The organism is Pseudomonas sp. A34-9 (genome assembly GCF_029543085.1).
Classification (GTDB): domain Bacteria; phylum Pseudomonadota; class Gammaproteobacteria; order Pseudomonadales; family Pseudomonadaceae; genus Aquipseudomonas.
Window position 1 is genome coordinate 138700 of the sequence record NZ_CP119967.1, and the last position, 16175, is coordinate 154874.

Annotated in this window: 11 protein-coding genes and 2 rRNA genes; 4 read left to right on the top strand and 9 right to left on the bottom strand. The window is 58.8% G+C overall.

All coding sequences use genetic code 11. From position 1 onward, the window contains the following. Window positions 1-132 precede the first annotated feature (132 nt). Both rrf (P3G59_RS00675) and rrf (P3G59_RS00680) read left to right on the top strand, forming a co-directional pair. Window positions 133-248, top strand: a 5S ribosomal RNA gene (gene rrf / locus P3G59_RS00675). A gap of 105 nt (window positions 249-353) precedes the next feature. After that, a 5S ribosomal RNA gene (rrf, locus tag P3G59_RS00680) occupies window positions 354-469 on the top strand. A 71-nt stretch (window positions 470-540) separates the two neighbouring features. On the opposite strand, the gene P3G59_RS00685 is transcribed toward rrf (P3G59_RS00680), so the two are convergent. The 4 genes from P3G59_RS00685 to P3G59_RS00700 form a co-directional block, all read right to left on the bottom strand. Further along, window positions 541-1719 carry a PepSY domain-containing protein gene (locus P3G59_RS00685; RefSeq protein ID WP_277760053.1) on the bottom strand — a complete coding sequence of 393 codons (1179 nt, stop codon included), beginning with the start codon at window positions 1717-1719 and terminating at the stop codon, window positions 541-543. A gap of 76 nt (window positions 1720-1795) precedes the next feature. Continuing rightward, window positions 1796-4300, bottom strand: a complete 2505-nt coding sequence (locus P3G59_RS00690) for a TonB-dependent siderophore receptor (RefSeq protein WP_277760054.1) — start codon at window positions 4298-4300, stop codon at window positions 1796-1798. Between the two features lie 88 nt (window positions 4301-4388). Next, complete coding sequence (locus P3G59_RS00695) at window positions 4389-5390, bottom strand: FecR family protein (RefSeq protein ID WP_277760055.1); 1002 nt, start codon at window positions 5388-5390, stop codon at window positions 4389-4391. Further along, window positions 5390-5890 carry a sigma-70 family RNA polymerase sigma factor gene (locus tag P3G59_RS00700; RefSeq protein WP_277760056.1) on the bottom strand — a complete coding sequence of 167 codons (501 nt, stop codon included), beginning with the start codon at window positions 5888-5890 and terminating at the stop codon, window positions 5390-5392. The genes P3G59_RS00695 and P3G59_RS00700 overlap by 1 nt, the downstream gene beginning before the upstream one ends. 303 nt (window positions 5891-6193) lie before the next feature. Between P3G59_RS00700 and P3G59_RS00705 the strand changes: the two genes are divergently transcribed. Continuing rightward, a complete protein-coding gene (locus tag P3G59_RS00705; protein ID WP_277760057.1) occupies window positions 6194-8074 on the top strand; it encodes a methyl-accepting chemotaxis protein in 1881 nt (626 codons plus the stop codon). Between the two features lie 141 nt (window positions 8075-8215). Here the strand turns inward: P3G59_RS00705 and P3G59_RS00710 are convergent, their stop codons facing one another. The 5 genes from P3G59_RS00710 to P3G59_RS00730 all read right to left on the bottom strand — a co-directional run bounded on the left by P3G59_RS00710 (window position 8216) and on the right by P3G59_RS00730 (window position 15272). Continuing rightward, window positions 8216-8683: an SRPBCC family protein gene (locus P3G59_RS00710; protein WP_277760058.1), complete on the bottom strand. Its 468-nt coding sequence runs from the start codon at window positions 8681-8683 to the stop codon at window positions 8216-8218. 23 nt (window positions 8684-8706) lie between these two features. After that, a complete protein-coding gene (locus P3G59_RS00715; protein WP_277760059.1) occupies window positions 8707-12099 on the bottom strand; it encodes a non-ribosomal peptide synthetase in 3393 nt (1130 codons plus the stop codon). A gap of 13 nt (window positions 12100-12112) precedes the next feature. Beyond that, on the bottom strand, window positions 12113-13042 hold the full coding sequence (locus tag P3G59_RS00720) for a diiron oxygenase (RefSeq protein WP_277760060.1): 930 nt from the start codon (window positions 13040-13042) through the stop codon (window positions 12113-12115). Further along, window positions 13039-13815: a DUF3050 domain-containing protein gene (locus tag P3G59_RS00725; RefSeq protein WP_277760061.1), complete on the bottom strand. Its 777-nt coding sequence runs from the start codon at window positions 13813-13815 to the stop codon at window positions 13039-13041. The genes P3G59_RS00720 and P3G59_RS00725 overlap by 4 nt, the downstream gene beginning before the upstream one ends. 746 nt (window positions 13816-14561) lie before the next feature. After that, window positions 14562-15272, bottom strand: a complete 711-nt coding sequence (locus P3G59_RS00730; RefSeq protein WP_277760062.1) for a GntR family transcriptional regulator — start codon at window positions 15270-15272, stop codon at window positions 14562-14564. Window positions 15273-15469: 197 nt separating this feature from the next. Here P3G59_RS00730 and lapG point away from each other — a divergent pair, with 197 nt between their 5' ends. After that, on the top strand, window positions 15470-16162 hold the full coding sequence (lapG, locus tag P3G59_RS00735; protein WP_095113878.1) for a cysteine protease LapG: 693 nt from the start codon (window positions 15470-15472) through the stop codon (window positions 16160-16162). The last annotated feature ends 13 nt before the right edge of the window (window positions 16163-16175 follow it).

Genomic DNA, 16175 nt, shown 5'->3' on the forward strand with positions numbered 1-16175 from the left:
CGAGAGAGCATCAGATTGCGGTGTGTGAAGACGAAACGAACCGAAAGTTCGATGTTCACAAAACACCGAAAGCTGTCACATACCCAATTTGCTGAAGCGCGGCCCTCTGGCCACGATTCGGTACCCGAATTTCTTGACGACCATAGAGCGTTGGAACCACCTGATCCCATCCCGAACTCAGCAGTGAAACGATGCATCGCCGATGGTAGTGTGGGGTTTCCCCATGTGAGAGTAGGTCATCGTCAAGATTAAATTCCGAAACCCCAATTGCGAAAGCAGTTGGGGTTTTGTTTTAGTAGAAGTAACCGTTTTTGCTGGCTCGTTACCGTGTTGACGAGCCAGATACAGAATTTCTTGACGACCATAGAGCGTTGGAACCACCTGATCCCATCCCGAACTCAGCAGTGAAACGATGCATCGCCGATGGTAGTGTGGGGTTTCCCCATGTGAGAGTAGGTCATCGTCAAGATTAAATTCCGAAACCCCTGTCTGCTAACGCAGACAGGGGTTTTGTCATTTCAGGGCTCACAAAATCATTGATCAAACAGCTTTACGTGCCTTGCTGATACGTCGAGCCTGCCATTTGCGCCACCAGATGTAGACGCCAGTCCCCGACAAACCCGCAATCAAAATACCTGACACCGCGATCAATACCTGACCTGTAACTCCAATGATCCGTCCTCCATGTATCGGTAACTGCAACCGGTAAAACTGCTCTCCCAACGTTCCCTGCCCAGCAATCTCCTGCCCTAACAACCGCCCGTCCGTACCATGAAAGAACAACCAGGATTTGCCATGGGCTTCGGTGTCGTGCTGTCCAAACCCTGCGCCGTAGAAGTTGTACTCAAAGCTGTAATACAACTCGCCGATCGCCGCTGTCAGTCCTAACCTTTTCCCCTCCTGTAGCGCCCTCTCGTATGCCTGTTGATAACTCAACTGCGTCACCCCCAACTGTGAAGGAGGCATTCGCCCTCGGGTTTCATAGACGCTGGGTTCTATCGGAGAAAACAACGACACCGCTGGCTTGAATACCTGACTCGGCAGGTTCATGGCCACGCTGCTCACGGCGATCGGCAATAACAGCAGCCACAGCCACAATCCCCCGGCGCGATGCAGATCGAAGTTGAGCCGATAGGCATGACCGCCCTTCACTTTCCAGGCGGTTGTCCACTTCCTCCAGAACGGCTTTCCACGCGGCAATGTCAGCCATAGCGCGACGAAACAGTCGATCACCCAGGCGACGGCCACCAACCCCATCAGCCACAATCCCCAGTTCCCCGGTAATGTCAGGTTGTAGTGGAACTCAAGGATGAACGGGACAAAATTCTCCCGTCCAAAACAGCATTCCCCCCAATAACGCTGACCCGTCTGTTCAGCACTCACCGGGTCCAGGTAAAACACCTGATTACGCTCATCGAATGGCTTCCCTGTCGCCGGATCATTACGTGGAACTGCCGCCAGTAAAGCCGTATGTCCCGCCTCATGCGGATACTCCATGTACCAGACCTGCAGCTTCGGATGCGCAGATTGCACGGCATCAACCAACTCGCCGGGCGGAAGTCGCGCACCCTGTGCAGAAGCCGAATAAAACTGCGGATTCAACCATTCATCCAACTCATGGTTGAACGCCAGAAGGCTGCCGGTAATCCCGGCCAACAGCAAAAACACTGCGGTAGCCAGACCGATATATCGATGCAATAAAACCAGAAACGCACGCATTGAAATTCCCCACAGAAACGACAAAGCCAGCCCCTGAAAAATCAGGGGCTGGCTTTTTATGCACAGACCAAAAGGTTTAGAACTGGTAGCTGACCGTCGCCGCCACGTTGCGCTCTTCGCCCATGTAGCAGAAGTTCAGGCTCGCGCAGGAAGCGACGTAGGACTCGTTGGTCAGGTTGTTCGCGTTCAGACGCACATCAACGCCCTTCAAGCCGACTTTGCCCAAGTCATAGCCGATCGAGGCATCGAACAGCGTGTAGGCAGGCACCTTCAAGGTGTTTTCCGCATCGGCCCAGCTGTAGCCGACATAACGCACGCCGCCGCCGAGTCGCAGGCCATCGAGGGCCGCGTTGTCGAACTTGTAGTCCGCCCACAACGACGCCATATGACGCGGGGCCTGCGTCGGCGAGTTGCCCTTGTTCTCGATGACGTCTGTCGGCGTACTCAAGGTGCTGACCATCGACTTCGAGTATTCGATATCAGTGAAGGTGTAGCTGCCGAGGACTTTGAGGTGATCGCTCAACTGCATGTGCGCTTCCAGTTCCAGACCCTGAGAGCGGACGGCACCGACCGCACGATAGAAGTTTTCCTGCGGCAGTTTGGTCGCCAGGTTCTCCTGGTCGATGCGGAACAGCGAGGCGGTGAACAAATGATCAGTGCCCGGCGGCTGATACTTCAAGCCAGCCTCCCATTGCGTGCCGTCGGTCGGGGCCAGCGGGTTACCGGCGCTGTCGGCATAGGAGTTCGGGTTAAACGATTCGGAATAGCTGATGTACGGCGCCAGGCCGTTATCGAACAGGTACAGTGCGCCGGCACGGCCAGTGAGTTTGGTACGGCGATCATTGATTTGCGTGCCGACCGGACGTCCGGCTTCAGCGATACGGTTTTCGTCCGAAGTCTCGACCCAGTCCTGACGCAGGCCCAGCGAGAAGCGCCACTTGTCCATCTCGATCAGGTCTTGCAGATAAACCCCGGTCTGCTCCAGACGCCGCAGGTAACTGGTCTGGCCATACATATCGATCGCTGAGTTGCCGTACACCGGGTTGAACGCATTGATCGGTGCAAGGCCGCCGCTGGTCCAGTCGACCACGGTTTTGCGCCGCTGATAGTCAGCGCCCATGAGCACCGTGTGTTTGGTCGCGCCGGTGAAAAATTCGGCCTGCAGCATGTTGTCGACGATAAACGCATGCAGACGCTCGTCACCGCCGGTGTAGTAGCGGTTCAGCTCGTTGCTGGTCGGCGTGGTCCAGCCATAGGCGTAGACCTGATCCATGTTCACTTTGGAATCGAGGTAGCGAAAGTTCTGCCGTGCGGTGAAGACATCGTTGAAGCGATGTTCAAATTGGTAACCGAACGATTGCTGATCACGCGAATAACCATCGACGCCCGGCTCGCCTTCGAAGAAGTGCGGCGAGATGCGGTTGCCATTGCGCTGATGAATGGTGCCGTCGGCCGGTACACCGCCGTGGTAGCCGCCATCCGGATCGTGTTGCAAATAAGCCTGCAGGGTCAGCGAAGTGTCTTCACTGAAATCGATACTCAGCGTTGGTGCGAGGGCGAAGCGCTTTTCCTTGTTGTGGTCGAATTGCGTGTCGGATTGATCCGTTAAGCCGATCAGGCGATAGGCGATGCGCTTGTCGTCATCGACCGGCCCGCTGAAGTCAAAACCGACCCCGCGCTGGCCCTGCGTGCCGACCGTGGCTTGCACCTGATGGTAAGCCTCATAGAGCGGTTTTTTGCTGGTCAGCGCCACCAGGCCGCCCGGCGAACTGCGACCGTACAGCACCGAAGACGGTCCCTTGAGAATGTCGATACGCTCAAGAAAATACGGATCGACTTGCATGGTGCTGTAAGTACCGCTGTCACCCATCGACTTGAGGCCGTCGAGGTAGATGTTGTCGACCGAGCCGTCGTTGAAACCGCGCATCGCCACATAGTCATAGCGATGGGTCGCGCCGTACGGATTGGTCAGCACACCCGGCGTGTAACGCATTGCCTGCGAGACAGTCTGCGAGCCTTGGTCATCCATTTGTTCGCGAGTGACTACCGATACGCTTTGCGAGGTTTCCAGCAACGCCGTACTGGTCTTGGTGGCGATCTGGCTGTGCGTGGCGTTGTAGCCATCCATGCTGCCCAATGCGTTGCCGAGGGCGAAGCCTTTGATATCGGTGGTTGGCAGGGCCAGTGCTTCGGATTCAGCGAGCGGTCGCAGGATATAGCTGCTGCCATCCTGGCTGACCGCTTGCAGACCAGAGCCGCCGAGCAAATGGCTCAGCGCCTGATCGGTCGAATAATCGCCCTGTACCCCCGGCGATTGTCGGCCTTGAGTCTGCTGCGGGGTCATCGACAACGTGATGCCAGCCTGACGGGCAAACTGATTCAGCGCCTCACCCAGCGGGCCCGCTGCAATGTTGTAGCGATGGCTGACTTCATTGGCCGCCGGACTATCCGCCATGCTCAAACCGGGCATCACACCAACGCCCAGCACCGTGGAAAAAAGCGCTGCCCGAACGGCCTGGCGCAACAGGCCCGATTCGGCAGTTAAATTCAGAGTGTTCTTACAGGTGGCGGGGACAGTCATTGTAGGTTTCCGTAGGAAGTCGCAAACGCTTGAGTTGAAGTGCTTACTGACTAAGCCGGACCTGCTGCGAAAACCCGCCAAAATAATTTCAGGCGACGCGCTCCAGCGTCACCCACCAGCGCGTGCGATAGCGCAATTGCACCGGCAACGTCTGCGGCAGAATCGCCAACAGCTTGTCGGTGTCTTCCAGACGGAATACGCCGGACAAGCGCAGATCGGCAACTTCCGGGGCGCAGTTCAGAAAGCCCTGACGATAACGCCCGACTTCAGCGATAAAGTCGCCCAGACGCATGTTGCGCGTGGCGATCAAGCCGTCGACCCAGGCGCCGGCATCCATAGCCAGCGGCGGTGCAGGGCGAATCCGATGGTGATCGATCAGATAACTTTGCCCGGCCAATGCTGCCACCGAAGTGCCGCCGGAGCGGATCGCAACTTGACCATGGGTGACGCTGAGCCGCGTGCAATCAGGTTCCTGACGCAGGATGAATCGGGCATTGAGGGGGTCATAAGTCCCGTGACGGTTTTGTACACGCAGCGGCCGATCAGTCGGCGCGCCCTCATCGGAGCCACCACACGTAACAATGATTTCACCGCGCGTCAGTTTGATCAGCCGCTGCTGCGCGGTGTAATCCAGATCCACTGCACTCGCGGTGTTCAGTTCGATTCGCGTGCCATCCGGCAACTGAAAGCCGCGCCGCTCGCCCGTCGCCGTAGCGTAATCGGCGCTCCACTGCTGCCACGCGGCCGTGTCTTTGGCCAGCCAAGCGGCAGAGCCCATCAGCAATGCGCCAGACAACAGCTTCAAGGCTTGTCGCCGGCCAAGACCCTGGGCACTGTTTTCCAGGGTGTGGAACGCCACTTGCGCACCGGGCACCGCGCGTAAATTGTTGCTCAGTTCGGCTTGCAGCGACTGCACCCGTTGCCAGGCCAGTTCGTGCTCATGGTGTTCGGCACGCCATTGTTCGCACTGACGATTCAAACGCGGGTTGTCATGGTTGTTGCGCAAACGCAGCAGCCAATGAATGGCTTGTTTGACCACGTGCTGCCGGGGTTCGGCGCGGCGACCGAGTGCGACGTTATCCACAGGCATCAGCTTTCGTACCGCAGCACGTAGCAGTGATACAGCGCGTCGGCGACGTAACGCTCAACCGAACGCAAAGAGAGCCCCATCTGTTCGGCGATCTGCTTGTGGGTCAAACCTTCGCACTGCGCCAGCAGAAAGGCCTGACGCACTTTCGGCTTCAGTCCTTCAAGCATCCGCGCAATGCTCTCCAGCAATTCGATCACTAGCGCCCGTGCCTCGGCACTTGGTGTTTCGGCTTCGGGCAAATGCGCGATGGTTTCGAGATAGGCGCGTTCGATTTCCTCACGACGCCAATGGTCGATCACCAGGCCGCTCGCAATGGTGCTCAGGAAGGCGCGAGGCGATTTGAGTTCGAGGCGTTCGGTGCGCTGCAGCAGGCGCAGGAAAGTGTCCTGCGCCAGGTCTGCCGCATCCGCCGCGTTGCCCAACCGCGCGCGCAGCCAGGCGTTGAGCCAGCCGTGATGACTACTGTAAAGCGCCTGTACTGCAAACTCAGGTGAGGACATCAACGTAAACGTCACAAATGATAATTACTCGCATTGTCATCAAGGGTTACGGAATTTGCAACCGTCGCTCGAACATTGCCCCTGAAAATATCGCCGCGAACGCTCTGGCACGCCGTTCGGCGGGAATCCGACAGAAATGCCATCCATTTCCTGCACAACCCTAAGATTTCGCCAACACGTGCCGACAGACTGGTGAGACATGCGTGCACCAAAGTAGAGCGGCCAGAAGAACGCTGCCTGCGCTGTACATGGAATGTTGCATCCGGAACGCATCCCCACTTTTGGCATAAGAAGTCCCATGAAATGAATCTCAAGTTCAGCCATAAAATCCTGTTGGCCGCCTCGGGCGTCGTGGTCCTGGCGTTCGCGCTGTTCACCCTCTACAACGACTATCTGCAGCGAAACACCATTCGCCAGAACCTTCAGTCCTCCGTGCAGCAGGCCGGTGACCTGACCGCCAGCAGCGTGCAGAACTGGATGAGCGGGCGGATTCTGGTGCTGGAAAACCTCGCGCAGAACGTTGCCCATCAAGGCAAGGACGCGGATTTCCCGGGTCTGGTCGATCAACCAGCGTTCACCTCGAACTTCCAGTTCACCTACGTCGGTCAGGCCAACGGTGTGTTCACCCAGCGCCCTGACGCGAAGATGCCGGACGGCTACGACCCGCGTCAGCGCCCTTGGTACAAGCAAGCCGTTGCGGCCGACAAAACCATGCTGACGCCGCCGTACATGGCAGCGGTTGGCGGGTTGGTGGTGACCATCGCCATGCCGGTGAAAAAGAACGGCGAGCTGCTCGGCGTCGTCGGGGGTGACCTGAGCCTGGAAACCCTGGTGAAGATCATCAACTCGGTGGACTTCGGTGGCCTCGGCCACGCTTTTCTGGTCAGCGCCGACGGTCAGGTGATCGTCAGCCCGGACAAAGATCAGGTCATGAAAAACCTGAAAGACATCTATCCGAACACCAGCGTACGCATCGAGAAGGGCAACCAGAACGTCGTGCTCAATGGCCAGGAACGTATTCTGTCGTTCACCCCGGTGAGCGATCTGCCGAATGCGCAGTGGTACATCGGTCTGTCGATCGATCGCGATAAAGCCTACGCCGCACTCAGCCAATTCCGTACTTCGGCACTGATCGCAATGTTCGTTGCGGTGGCCGCGATTGCACTGCTGCTGAGCCTGTTGATCAACGTCCTGATGCGTCCGTTGACCACAATGGGTCGTGCGATGCAGGACATTGCTCAGGGCGAAGGCGATCTGACCCGTCGTCTGGTGGTCGAGAGCAAAGACGAATTCGGTGAATTGGGCAGTGCATTCAACCAGTTCGTTGAACGGATTCACGCGTCGATTTCCGAAGTGTCCTCGGCAACCCGCCACGTGCATGATTTGTCGCAACGCGTAATGGCGTCGTCCAACGCCTCGATCGTCGGGTCTGACGAGCAAAGTGCGCGCACCAACAGTGTCGCTGCCGCGATCAACGAGCTGGGCGCCGCCACGCAGGAAATTGCGCGCAACGCCGCCGATGCTTCGCAACACGCCAGCGGCGCGAGCGAGCAGGCCGACGATGGTCGTCAGGTGGTCGAGCAGACGATCCAGGCGATGACCGAGTTATCGCAGAAAATCAGCCTGTCGTGCACGCAGATCGAAACCCTGAACGCCAGCACCGACAACATCGGTCACATCCTCGATGTGATCAAAGGCATCTCGCAACAGACCAACCTGCTGGCGCTCAACGCGGCGATCGAAGCGGCGCGTGCCGGTGAAGCCGGGCGTGGTTTTGCGGTGGTGGCGGACGAGGTGCGTAACCTTGCCCATCGCACCCAGGAGTCGGCGGAAGAGATCCACAAGATGATCACTTCGTTGCAGGTCGGTTCGCGTGAAGCGGTGACCACCATGAACGCCAGTCAGGCCTCCAGCGAGCAAAGCGTTGAAGTGGCCAACCAGGCCGGCTTGCGTCTGGTCAGCGTGACCCAGCGTATCGGCGAAATCGACGGTATGAACCAGTCGGTGGCAGCGGCCACTGAAGAGCAGACCGCCGTGGTGGAAACCCTCAACGTCGACGTTAACCAGATCAACCTGCTGAACCAGCAGAGCGTGGCCAACCTCAACGAGACGTTGAAGGATTGTGATGCGCTGTCGCAGCAGGCCAACCGCCTGAAGCAATTGGTCGACAGTTTCAAAATCTGACCTGAATCAACACCGCGTTATCGTTCATCGCGAGCAGGCTCACTCCTACAAATTGATCGGGTTCCGTCTGGAGAAACCCGATCACTGTAGGAGTGAGCCTGCTCGCGATAGCGGTCTGAAAATCACCGCCACACTCAAGCCTTAGACAAACAGCTTCAGCACATTCCCCATCGCATCATCGGCAAACCCCTGCACGAAATCCTTGAACCCCGGCAGCGCCTCGGCGCCTCCGCTGGCCGGCTCGGCAATGATCGTCCACGTCGCCCGGGATTTGCCTGCGCCCAGCGATTCCACATTCATCGCCGCCCACAGATTGGCCACCCCCAACGTGTTGTAAATCGTCGTCCAGGTCATGCTTCGTGCGTGTTCATCGCGGGAGTTGAGCTGTTCAACCACCACGTTGCCATCCTTGAAGCATTTCTTGCGCAGCGAGGACACGCCCTCGCCGATTGTTTCGATGTGCGACAGCGCCGGAATGAAACGGTCGAAACCGCCAAAGTTGCCGACCACCGCCCAGACCTGCGCGGCGTCCGCCGGCACTTCCACCGACGACACAACGTGGCAGCCATGCGGGTTTTTGATCAGGGTGTCGGGTTGCAAAGTGCTCATGGTGTTGCTCCTTTTTTGTGGCTTCAGATGAAGTTGATTTCTTTCAGGTAGTCGCAGCCGCGACGCAGCAGCGCCGGGGATTTCTGCGGGTAATGCGCGCCCATCTGCTGCACGCCGGCCTCGGCGTTGGCGTGGCCGATCAGGGAGATGTCGCCGATGTCTTCTTCAAAGCCGTTGAGGTAGAAACCGAGCACGCCGAACAGCGCGTTGTCGGCATCGACACGTCCCAGTTGCTGCTGCCAGTCGGCAACGCTGACCAGCGAGAACTCGCTGCCGGTTTCGCGGAACGACGCGACGTAGGCATCCCAGCTCAATGGCTCGGGGTTATGCAGGTTGAACACCGCGCGTTCGGGCGAATAACGGCTGGCGTGGAAGGCGATGAAGCGGGCGAGAAAGTCCACCGGCATCAGGTCGAAATTCAGCGTGAAGGCCGGCACCTGGCCGAGCTGAATCGAGCCTTTGAGCATCAGCATCAAGCGGTTTTTGTGCGGCTGACACACGCCGCTCAAGCTGTTGAAACTGATGTTGCCGGGGCGATACACATTGACGCTCACACCACGCTCCCGCGCCCGTTCGAGGATGCGTTCGCCGACCCATTTCGACAGGTTGTAACCATTGCGAATGTAGATCGGTGGCGTCAGCGCGGCGGGCAGTTCGAGCACCCGTCCCGCCTCATCGACCGTGCTTGAAGCCGACAGCGTCGAGACGAAATTGAAGATCTTTTTGCTCTGCCCTTCACACAGCCGCAGCAGCGCGAAAATCGGCTCGACGTTATCCGCCGCCAGCGACTCGTAATCGAGCACGTGATTGACGTTGGCGGCGTTGTGCACCAGCGCGCCGAACTCGCGATCCAGACGTTGATAATCTTCGTCGTTCAGACCCAGTTGCGGGCGCGTAATGTCTGCCGCGTAAACCCGCACCCGACTCAGATCCAGATGCTCCAGGCGGTTTTCCCGCAGTGACCCGGCAAAGCGTTGCGCCGCCGTTTGCCCGCCGCCATCACGCACCAGACATGCCACTTCGCTGGCGCCCCAACCGAGCAGTGCCTCGACAATGTGCACACCGACAAAGCTGTTGGCGCCGGTGACGATCACCTTGTGCACATCACCCATGCGGCTGATGGGTAGTGGTTCGATAGCCAGCGGGCGTTGCGCGTCGGCCATGGCCTGGGCGCTGAGCACCGCACTGTCATCGGTGCCGCGCACCAGCGTTGCCAGTTTGATGATGGTCGGCAGTTCAATGAAGCGATTGATCGAGATGCTGCGCCCGAACTCCTCACGCAGTCGCAGTAACATCCGCGACAGCAGAATCGAGTGACCGCCGAGATTAAAGAAGCTTTCGTCAGTGGATATATCGCTGTTCGGCAACTCCAGTAATTCTGCCCAGATTTCCAGCAGCAGTGCTTCGTCGGCATTCGCCGGCAGGCATTTCGGCCCGTTGTCTTGCACGCTCACCGGCAGTTCCAGCAGTGCTTTACGGTCGACCTTGCCGTTGCTGGCGAACGGCATGCTCGACAGCTCAGTCCACGCCACGGGTTGCATGTAGTCGGGCAAAAATTGCCGGGCGTGGGCCTTCAGCGCTTCGCGTGCGACGTCCGATTGCGGCTGGGCAAGGAACGCCAGAATCCGCCGCTGGCCGTCGATCACCACCGCCACTTGCCGGTACAACTGGCTCTCGCGCAGGCAGCGTTCGATCTCTTCCGGCTCGACCCTGAAGCCGCGGATCTTCACTTGATTGTCGCGTCGTCCGCACAGCTCGATACCGTGCTCGCCCCACTTGGCCATGTCGCCGCTGCGGTAGGCGCGCAGCGTTTGGCCGTCCGGCAATTGCAGGGTCAGATAGCGTTCGGCAGTCTGCTGTGGATTGTTCAGATAACCGAGGCAGACGCCCGGGCCAACGATGAACAATTCGCCGACGGTGTTCTGCGGCACCGGTTGCAAATCGTCGTCGAGAATCAGCACCTGACTGTTGGCAATCGGCGCGCCGAGGCTGCGGTTGCTGTCACCCGGTGTGAGCTGGCGGGCGGTAATCAGCACCGTGGCTTCGGTCGGGCCGTAAAGGTTGTGCAGCGTGCCCTGACGGGTCAGTTGCTCGATGACGAACGGCTCGCAGACATCGCCGCCGGTCATCACTTGCACGCCTTCGAGTTGCTCCAGCGGCAGGATGCTCAACAGCGCCGGCGGCAGGAAGGCGTGGGTCAGTTGCCGGCGCCGGATCAACGCGATCAGTTGCAGCGGATCACGCCGCTGGGTGTCATCGGGCACCACCAGTTCGGCGCCTTCGAGCAGGGTCGGGAAGATGTCGATCAGCGACGAATCGAAGCTCAGCGAAGAGAACTGCAACACCCGACTCTCGGCCTGCAACTGCACGTAATCGGCGTACCACGCGCTGAAGTGGGCAAGGTTGGCCTGGCTGAGCAACACACCCTTCGGATGCCCGGTGGTGCCCGAGGTGTAGAGCGCCATGCACGGCGCATTGAGGGCGGGGCGCTGACGCATCAAAGGTTGGCTCAGGTCCGCGTCTGCGTTGTCAATGTGACTGACATCCAGTCCCACCATGGTTTCGCCCAGCGGATGCTCACCATCGTGCAGCAGCAACAACGCACCGGCGTTCTGCAGAATGTATTGCTGGCGCTGCAACGGATGGCTCGGTTCCAGCGGCAGGTACACCGCACCGCTGCCGAGTATCGCCAGAATCGAGGCGAACAGCGCCGGGCTTTTTGGCAGGCAGATGCCGACTACCCACGGCTGTGGATGTTGTTCGAGCAAGGGCTGCAAGCGCTGTTGGATCGCGCGACTGTGGGCATGCAACTGCCGATAGCTGATCGACTGTTCGGCGAGGTGCAGCGCCGGCCTTTCGGCATGATGGATCAGGCTTTGTTGCAGGCGTTCGATCACCGGGGTCTGCGCCTGTTCCAGCAGCGCCGGATTCGCCGTGTCGTTGAGGCGATGGACGTAAGCCAGGCTGTCGAGGAACAACAGGTTTTCCATCCGTTCGAAATCCGGCGCCTTGACCAGCGTGGCCTGCTGAAAATAGTCAGCGTCGCGCGAGAAGCGGCTGACCAGCAGCGCCACTTCGTCCACCACCTGCGTCAGCACCCGCTGGCGCAGTGCCTGACCGTTGCCGGACGGCTCATCGCCGATCGGCACGCGGCTGATCAATGACGAGCCGAGGAAACACAGCAGGTCGAGTGACGGCAGACTCGCACGGCTCTGCACGCCAACCCCCAAACGCAGGTGCAGGTGGGGGATCGCGCAGAAATCGCCGGCACCGATGAAGCCATCGTCGATGATCAGATCCACCGTCGATTGCGCAACACCGCTGCGCGTCAATGAGTGACCGTGTTGTTCAAGTTCTTGCGCCAGGTCGGTCATGGCCTGGCTGGCGCCAATCAGCAAAATGTCGAGACGTTTCATGTCGGCCTCCTTGTCAAACCAGATAGTCGCGCAGGGCGTGCTGCACGCACGGGGTGTCGAGCAGCGAGCTGTTGTGGAAGAACTTGACGATGTTGCCCACCAGCGGATGGTGGCGATTGATCGGGAACGCGAGCCCGGCCATTTCATCCCTGAGCGAACGGCGCGTGGTCTCGCTCACCGGCAGTGCGTCGATCAGGCGCAGGTCGAAGGATTTCTGGATGTCGTTGGTCAGGTAATGGCCGATGAACACCGGCAGGATCTGCGCGATGGTCTCGCGATCCGCCGCGCTGGCGGTGTACCAATAGATACGCACCATCCGCGCCCAGAAACTCGAATGGCGCCCTTCATCGAGCAAGTGATCGGCCATCAGGCCTTTGATCGACGGCTTGACCGTGTCGTCGCGGGCGAACGCCGCGACATCGCCGGTCACGGTGTTTTCGGCGATGGCCACGCAGATCAATTCCACCGCGCTGCGCAGGTGTTCCGGCGCCAGCGCTACGGCCGCAGGAATCGCCCGGCTCAGTTCGATTTCATCGGGCAACTGAATGGGGTCGATGCCGGTCATCGCTACCGTTTGCTGCATGAAATCCATCGCCACCAAGGCGTGATAATCCTCGTCGACCACCACGGTCATCGCGTCGTAACGGCAAGCAAAGGGGAACGCCACAGCGAAGCGATTCTTGGCGATGCTGCGCGCGGTCTTATCGACGATCTCGGTCTCGAAAATCACCACGTCGTTGATGAACTTGTACAGCGTCTGCACCAGGGCGAAATCACGCTGTTGCGGGCACTCGCGCAGGAAGGTTTCGCTGAGCACCAGTGGTTGCCGGCTGAGCGGGTAGATCAAGCGTTCATCGTCTTCCAGCACGCGACGCGGGCGGGTGCGGATGGTGGCGCGGTTCTCCCAGGCATCGGCAAAGGATTGATAGTCGGCGGCATTCATTGGGCCACCTCCGCCAACGGTTCACGCATGCTCAGGCGCAGGCCGTCCCATAAGGCGATGCGGCTTTCCACGGCAGCGATGGCGCTGGCGTAGACCTCGGCCTGACGTTGCGGATCGCCGTCGACCAGACGTTCGAGCAGGTGTTCCGCCGCCGGGCCGTGATCTTCGGAGTCGACCTCGATGTGGCGCTCCAGGTAATAGCGAAAGGTCGGCGCCTGTTCGATGCCGATGCCCCAGTCGTCAAGAATGCGCTGGAACATGGTCGGGATCACACTCTCCCGACCATGCAGAAACGCCGCCGCCACGCTGTGTCCCGGTGCATGCAGGGCGGTGCCCAGGGTGTCGCGGACAAACTGCGCGGCGGCCGGATCAACCTCGACGCTTTGCAGCGCGACGTCATAGCTCACGCCTTCCTGTTGCAGGGCGACAAAGCGCTCCACGGCGGTGGTACTCGCGCCGATTTCGCGCATCGCATCCAGGTACAACTCAAAATGGCTGTAGTGACCCTCCGTCAGGCGATCATCCGATTCTTCACCCAGAACGATCTCGTTGATCAACCGGGCGGCGTGAGGGTCACGCGGCGGTAACCACGGCAATCGGGTGCACGTCAGCTCCTGCTGCAGGCGTTTGGTCAGCGACATGAAGTCCCACACGGCAAACACGTGGGTTTCCATGAAACGACGCAGGACCGATAACGAGGTGATCTCGGAAAAGATCGGGTGAACGCTAAGTTCGGCTTTCTTCAGGGCGAGTTGGTTCTTATTAGGCATCATGATGTCCTTTATCGTTGATATGAAATAGAACTGCTCTGGCAACTGCGCAATCAGTGGAACTACGACTTACTTGTTTTCTGTCGGCGGGCGACAGCCTTCCTTCCTGATAGGTAAGTACGGACCGGATATACCTGTGACATGGCGTCATGTCTGCCCATAAAGCGTTGCTGCTGTACCGCAGGCATTGGGCGGGTGCCGAGGTAAAAGGCGAAGTTCACACTTGGCGAGGAAAAACTAATACACCGGCAAAGTATTTAACAAGTACATTTTTAATTATTTTAAGTTTGCTGTTTTTTGAAGTTGAGTAGTTCCGATAAAACTTTCAAATGAAGTTTTATTTGGGCGTAGTTGCTCCTTTCGGCGAACAGTGGCCAAAATTGATAAACAAGAGTGAATGCCTCACTCGAAGCAACTTTCCAATAAAAAGAATTGAATGATTAAAAGGGGCGGAAGTTGGCCGTGACCCCGCGCCATGACTTCCTTTTTCCCGTGGCAAGGCTCCTTCCGTAGGTTCCTGGTGCGGGGACTGCGCCGTCAGGGCGGCGCGTCGCCCGTTCTTTATGGGGTTGGCCGTTCAAGAGTGCGGGTAAATCAGCGCCACGGCTATTACCGATTCATCACCGGCAGGGTGCAAATTGCGGACTTAACGACGTAGGGAGGTTAGAGCGGGAACGCGGATCCGCCCGCCAGAGGGCTGGCAGATCGCTTGGGGATTTGTAAGCGGGTGATTCGCGGGAGGCGCGCGTTCAGCGCGCGGCTTTGCGGCTTTGTGCGGCGGGAGTGGCGAGATAGCGGGTAATCACCTCGACACCGCGATTGAGGTGCTGCTCAAGGAGTTTGATTGACAGTTCAACGTCACGGTCCTGCACGGCTTGCAGCATTGCCCGGTGATCGTCCTGGGACAATTTGCCCAGACCCATGGCCTCAAGGTTGAAACGCAGAAAGCGCTCCTCTTCGTTGAGGCCGTCTTCGACCAGGCGCAGCAAGCGTTGATTGGGCGCCTTGCTGTACAGGGCCATGTGGAACAAACGGTTGAGCCGGCCGATTTCCGTGTAATCGTGTTGCGCCTCCAGTTCCTCGATGTAACCGGCCGCGAGGGCGTGATCGGCAGCAGTCAGCAGCGGAATCGACTGCCGCATGGCTTCGGATTCGAGCAAGATGCGCAGTTCGTAGGTTTGCGTGGCATCGCCTTGAATCAGCGGGGCAACCACTGCGCCTTTGTGCGCAGTAACGCTGAGCAGTTCCTGGGCTTCGAGCTGGCGCAGGGCTTCGCGCACCGGCATGCGGCTGACGCCGAACAAATCGGCCAGATCCTGCTGGCGCAAGGCAGTGCCGCAGGGCAGACGCCCATCGAGGATCGCCGAGCGCAGGGTTTCTTCGATCACCGACCGGGCCAGATGCGCAGGAATCGGTCCGTCGACTTTAATGCTGTGCAGCGGTTTGGGCTTCTGTGTCACGACTACGCACCCTGTATGTCGGCCTGATTTGGATCCAAATGACACTAGTGATTGCTCTACAGGTTGTCAAACCTTGTAAAACATTGCGCTGGCAAATGAAGTTTAGCGCGACAGCGATGATCTCATGGTGCCATTGTTTTTTACCGGGCTAAGCTTCACCATCAAACGCTTTCCTTCCTGCCCTCTGGAAACCTGCTGTGGCGGTACGTTTCGCAATCCCCCGGACGCTGCGCTGGCTAGGCTGCGCACTGCTGCTGGCCGGCGTCATGCTGGGCGGTCTGCATGCCGATTGGGATTTTTCCACGATCAGCCGCAAGGCCACGGCACTCTACGGACCGCTGGGTGCCGGGCAGCAGCGTATTGATGCCTGGCAGAATCTGCTGGCCACGCAGAAGCAGGTCAGCGAGATGGAAAAGCTCAAAGTGGTGAACCTGTTCTTCAACAAACAGGTGCGCTACGTCGAGGACATCGATCTGTGGCACGAGGTCGATTATTGGGAAACGCCGATCGAAGCATTGTGGAAAGGCGCCGGTGACTGCGAAGACTATGCAATTGCCAAGTATTTCAGTCTGCGCCACCTCGGGGTTTCCAGTGACAAGCTGCGCATCACCTATGTCAAAGCGTTGCGCCAGAACCGCGCGCACATGGTCCTGACTTACTATGCCACCCCCGATGCCATGCCGTTGGTGCTCGACAGCCTGATCGACCCGATCCAGCCGGCGTCGCAGCGAACCGATTTGCTGCCGGTCTACTCTTTCAATGCTGAAGGGTTGTATCTGCCGGGCGCCAAGGGCAACAAAAAGGTCGGTGATACCAAACGCCTGTCGCGCTGGCAGGATGTCTTGAAGAAAATGCAGGCCGAAGGTTTCCCGGTCGAGACGACTAACTAGGAGCACGCGCTCA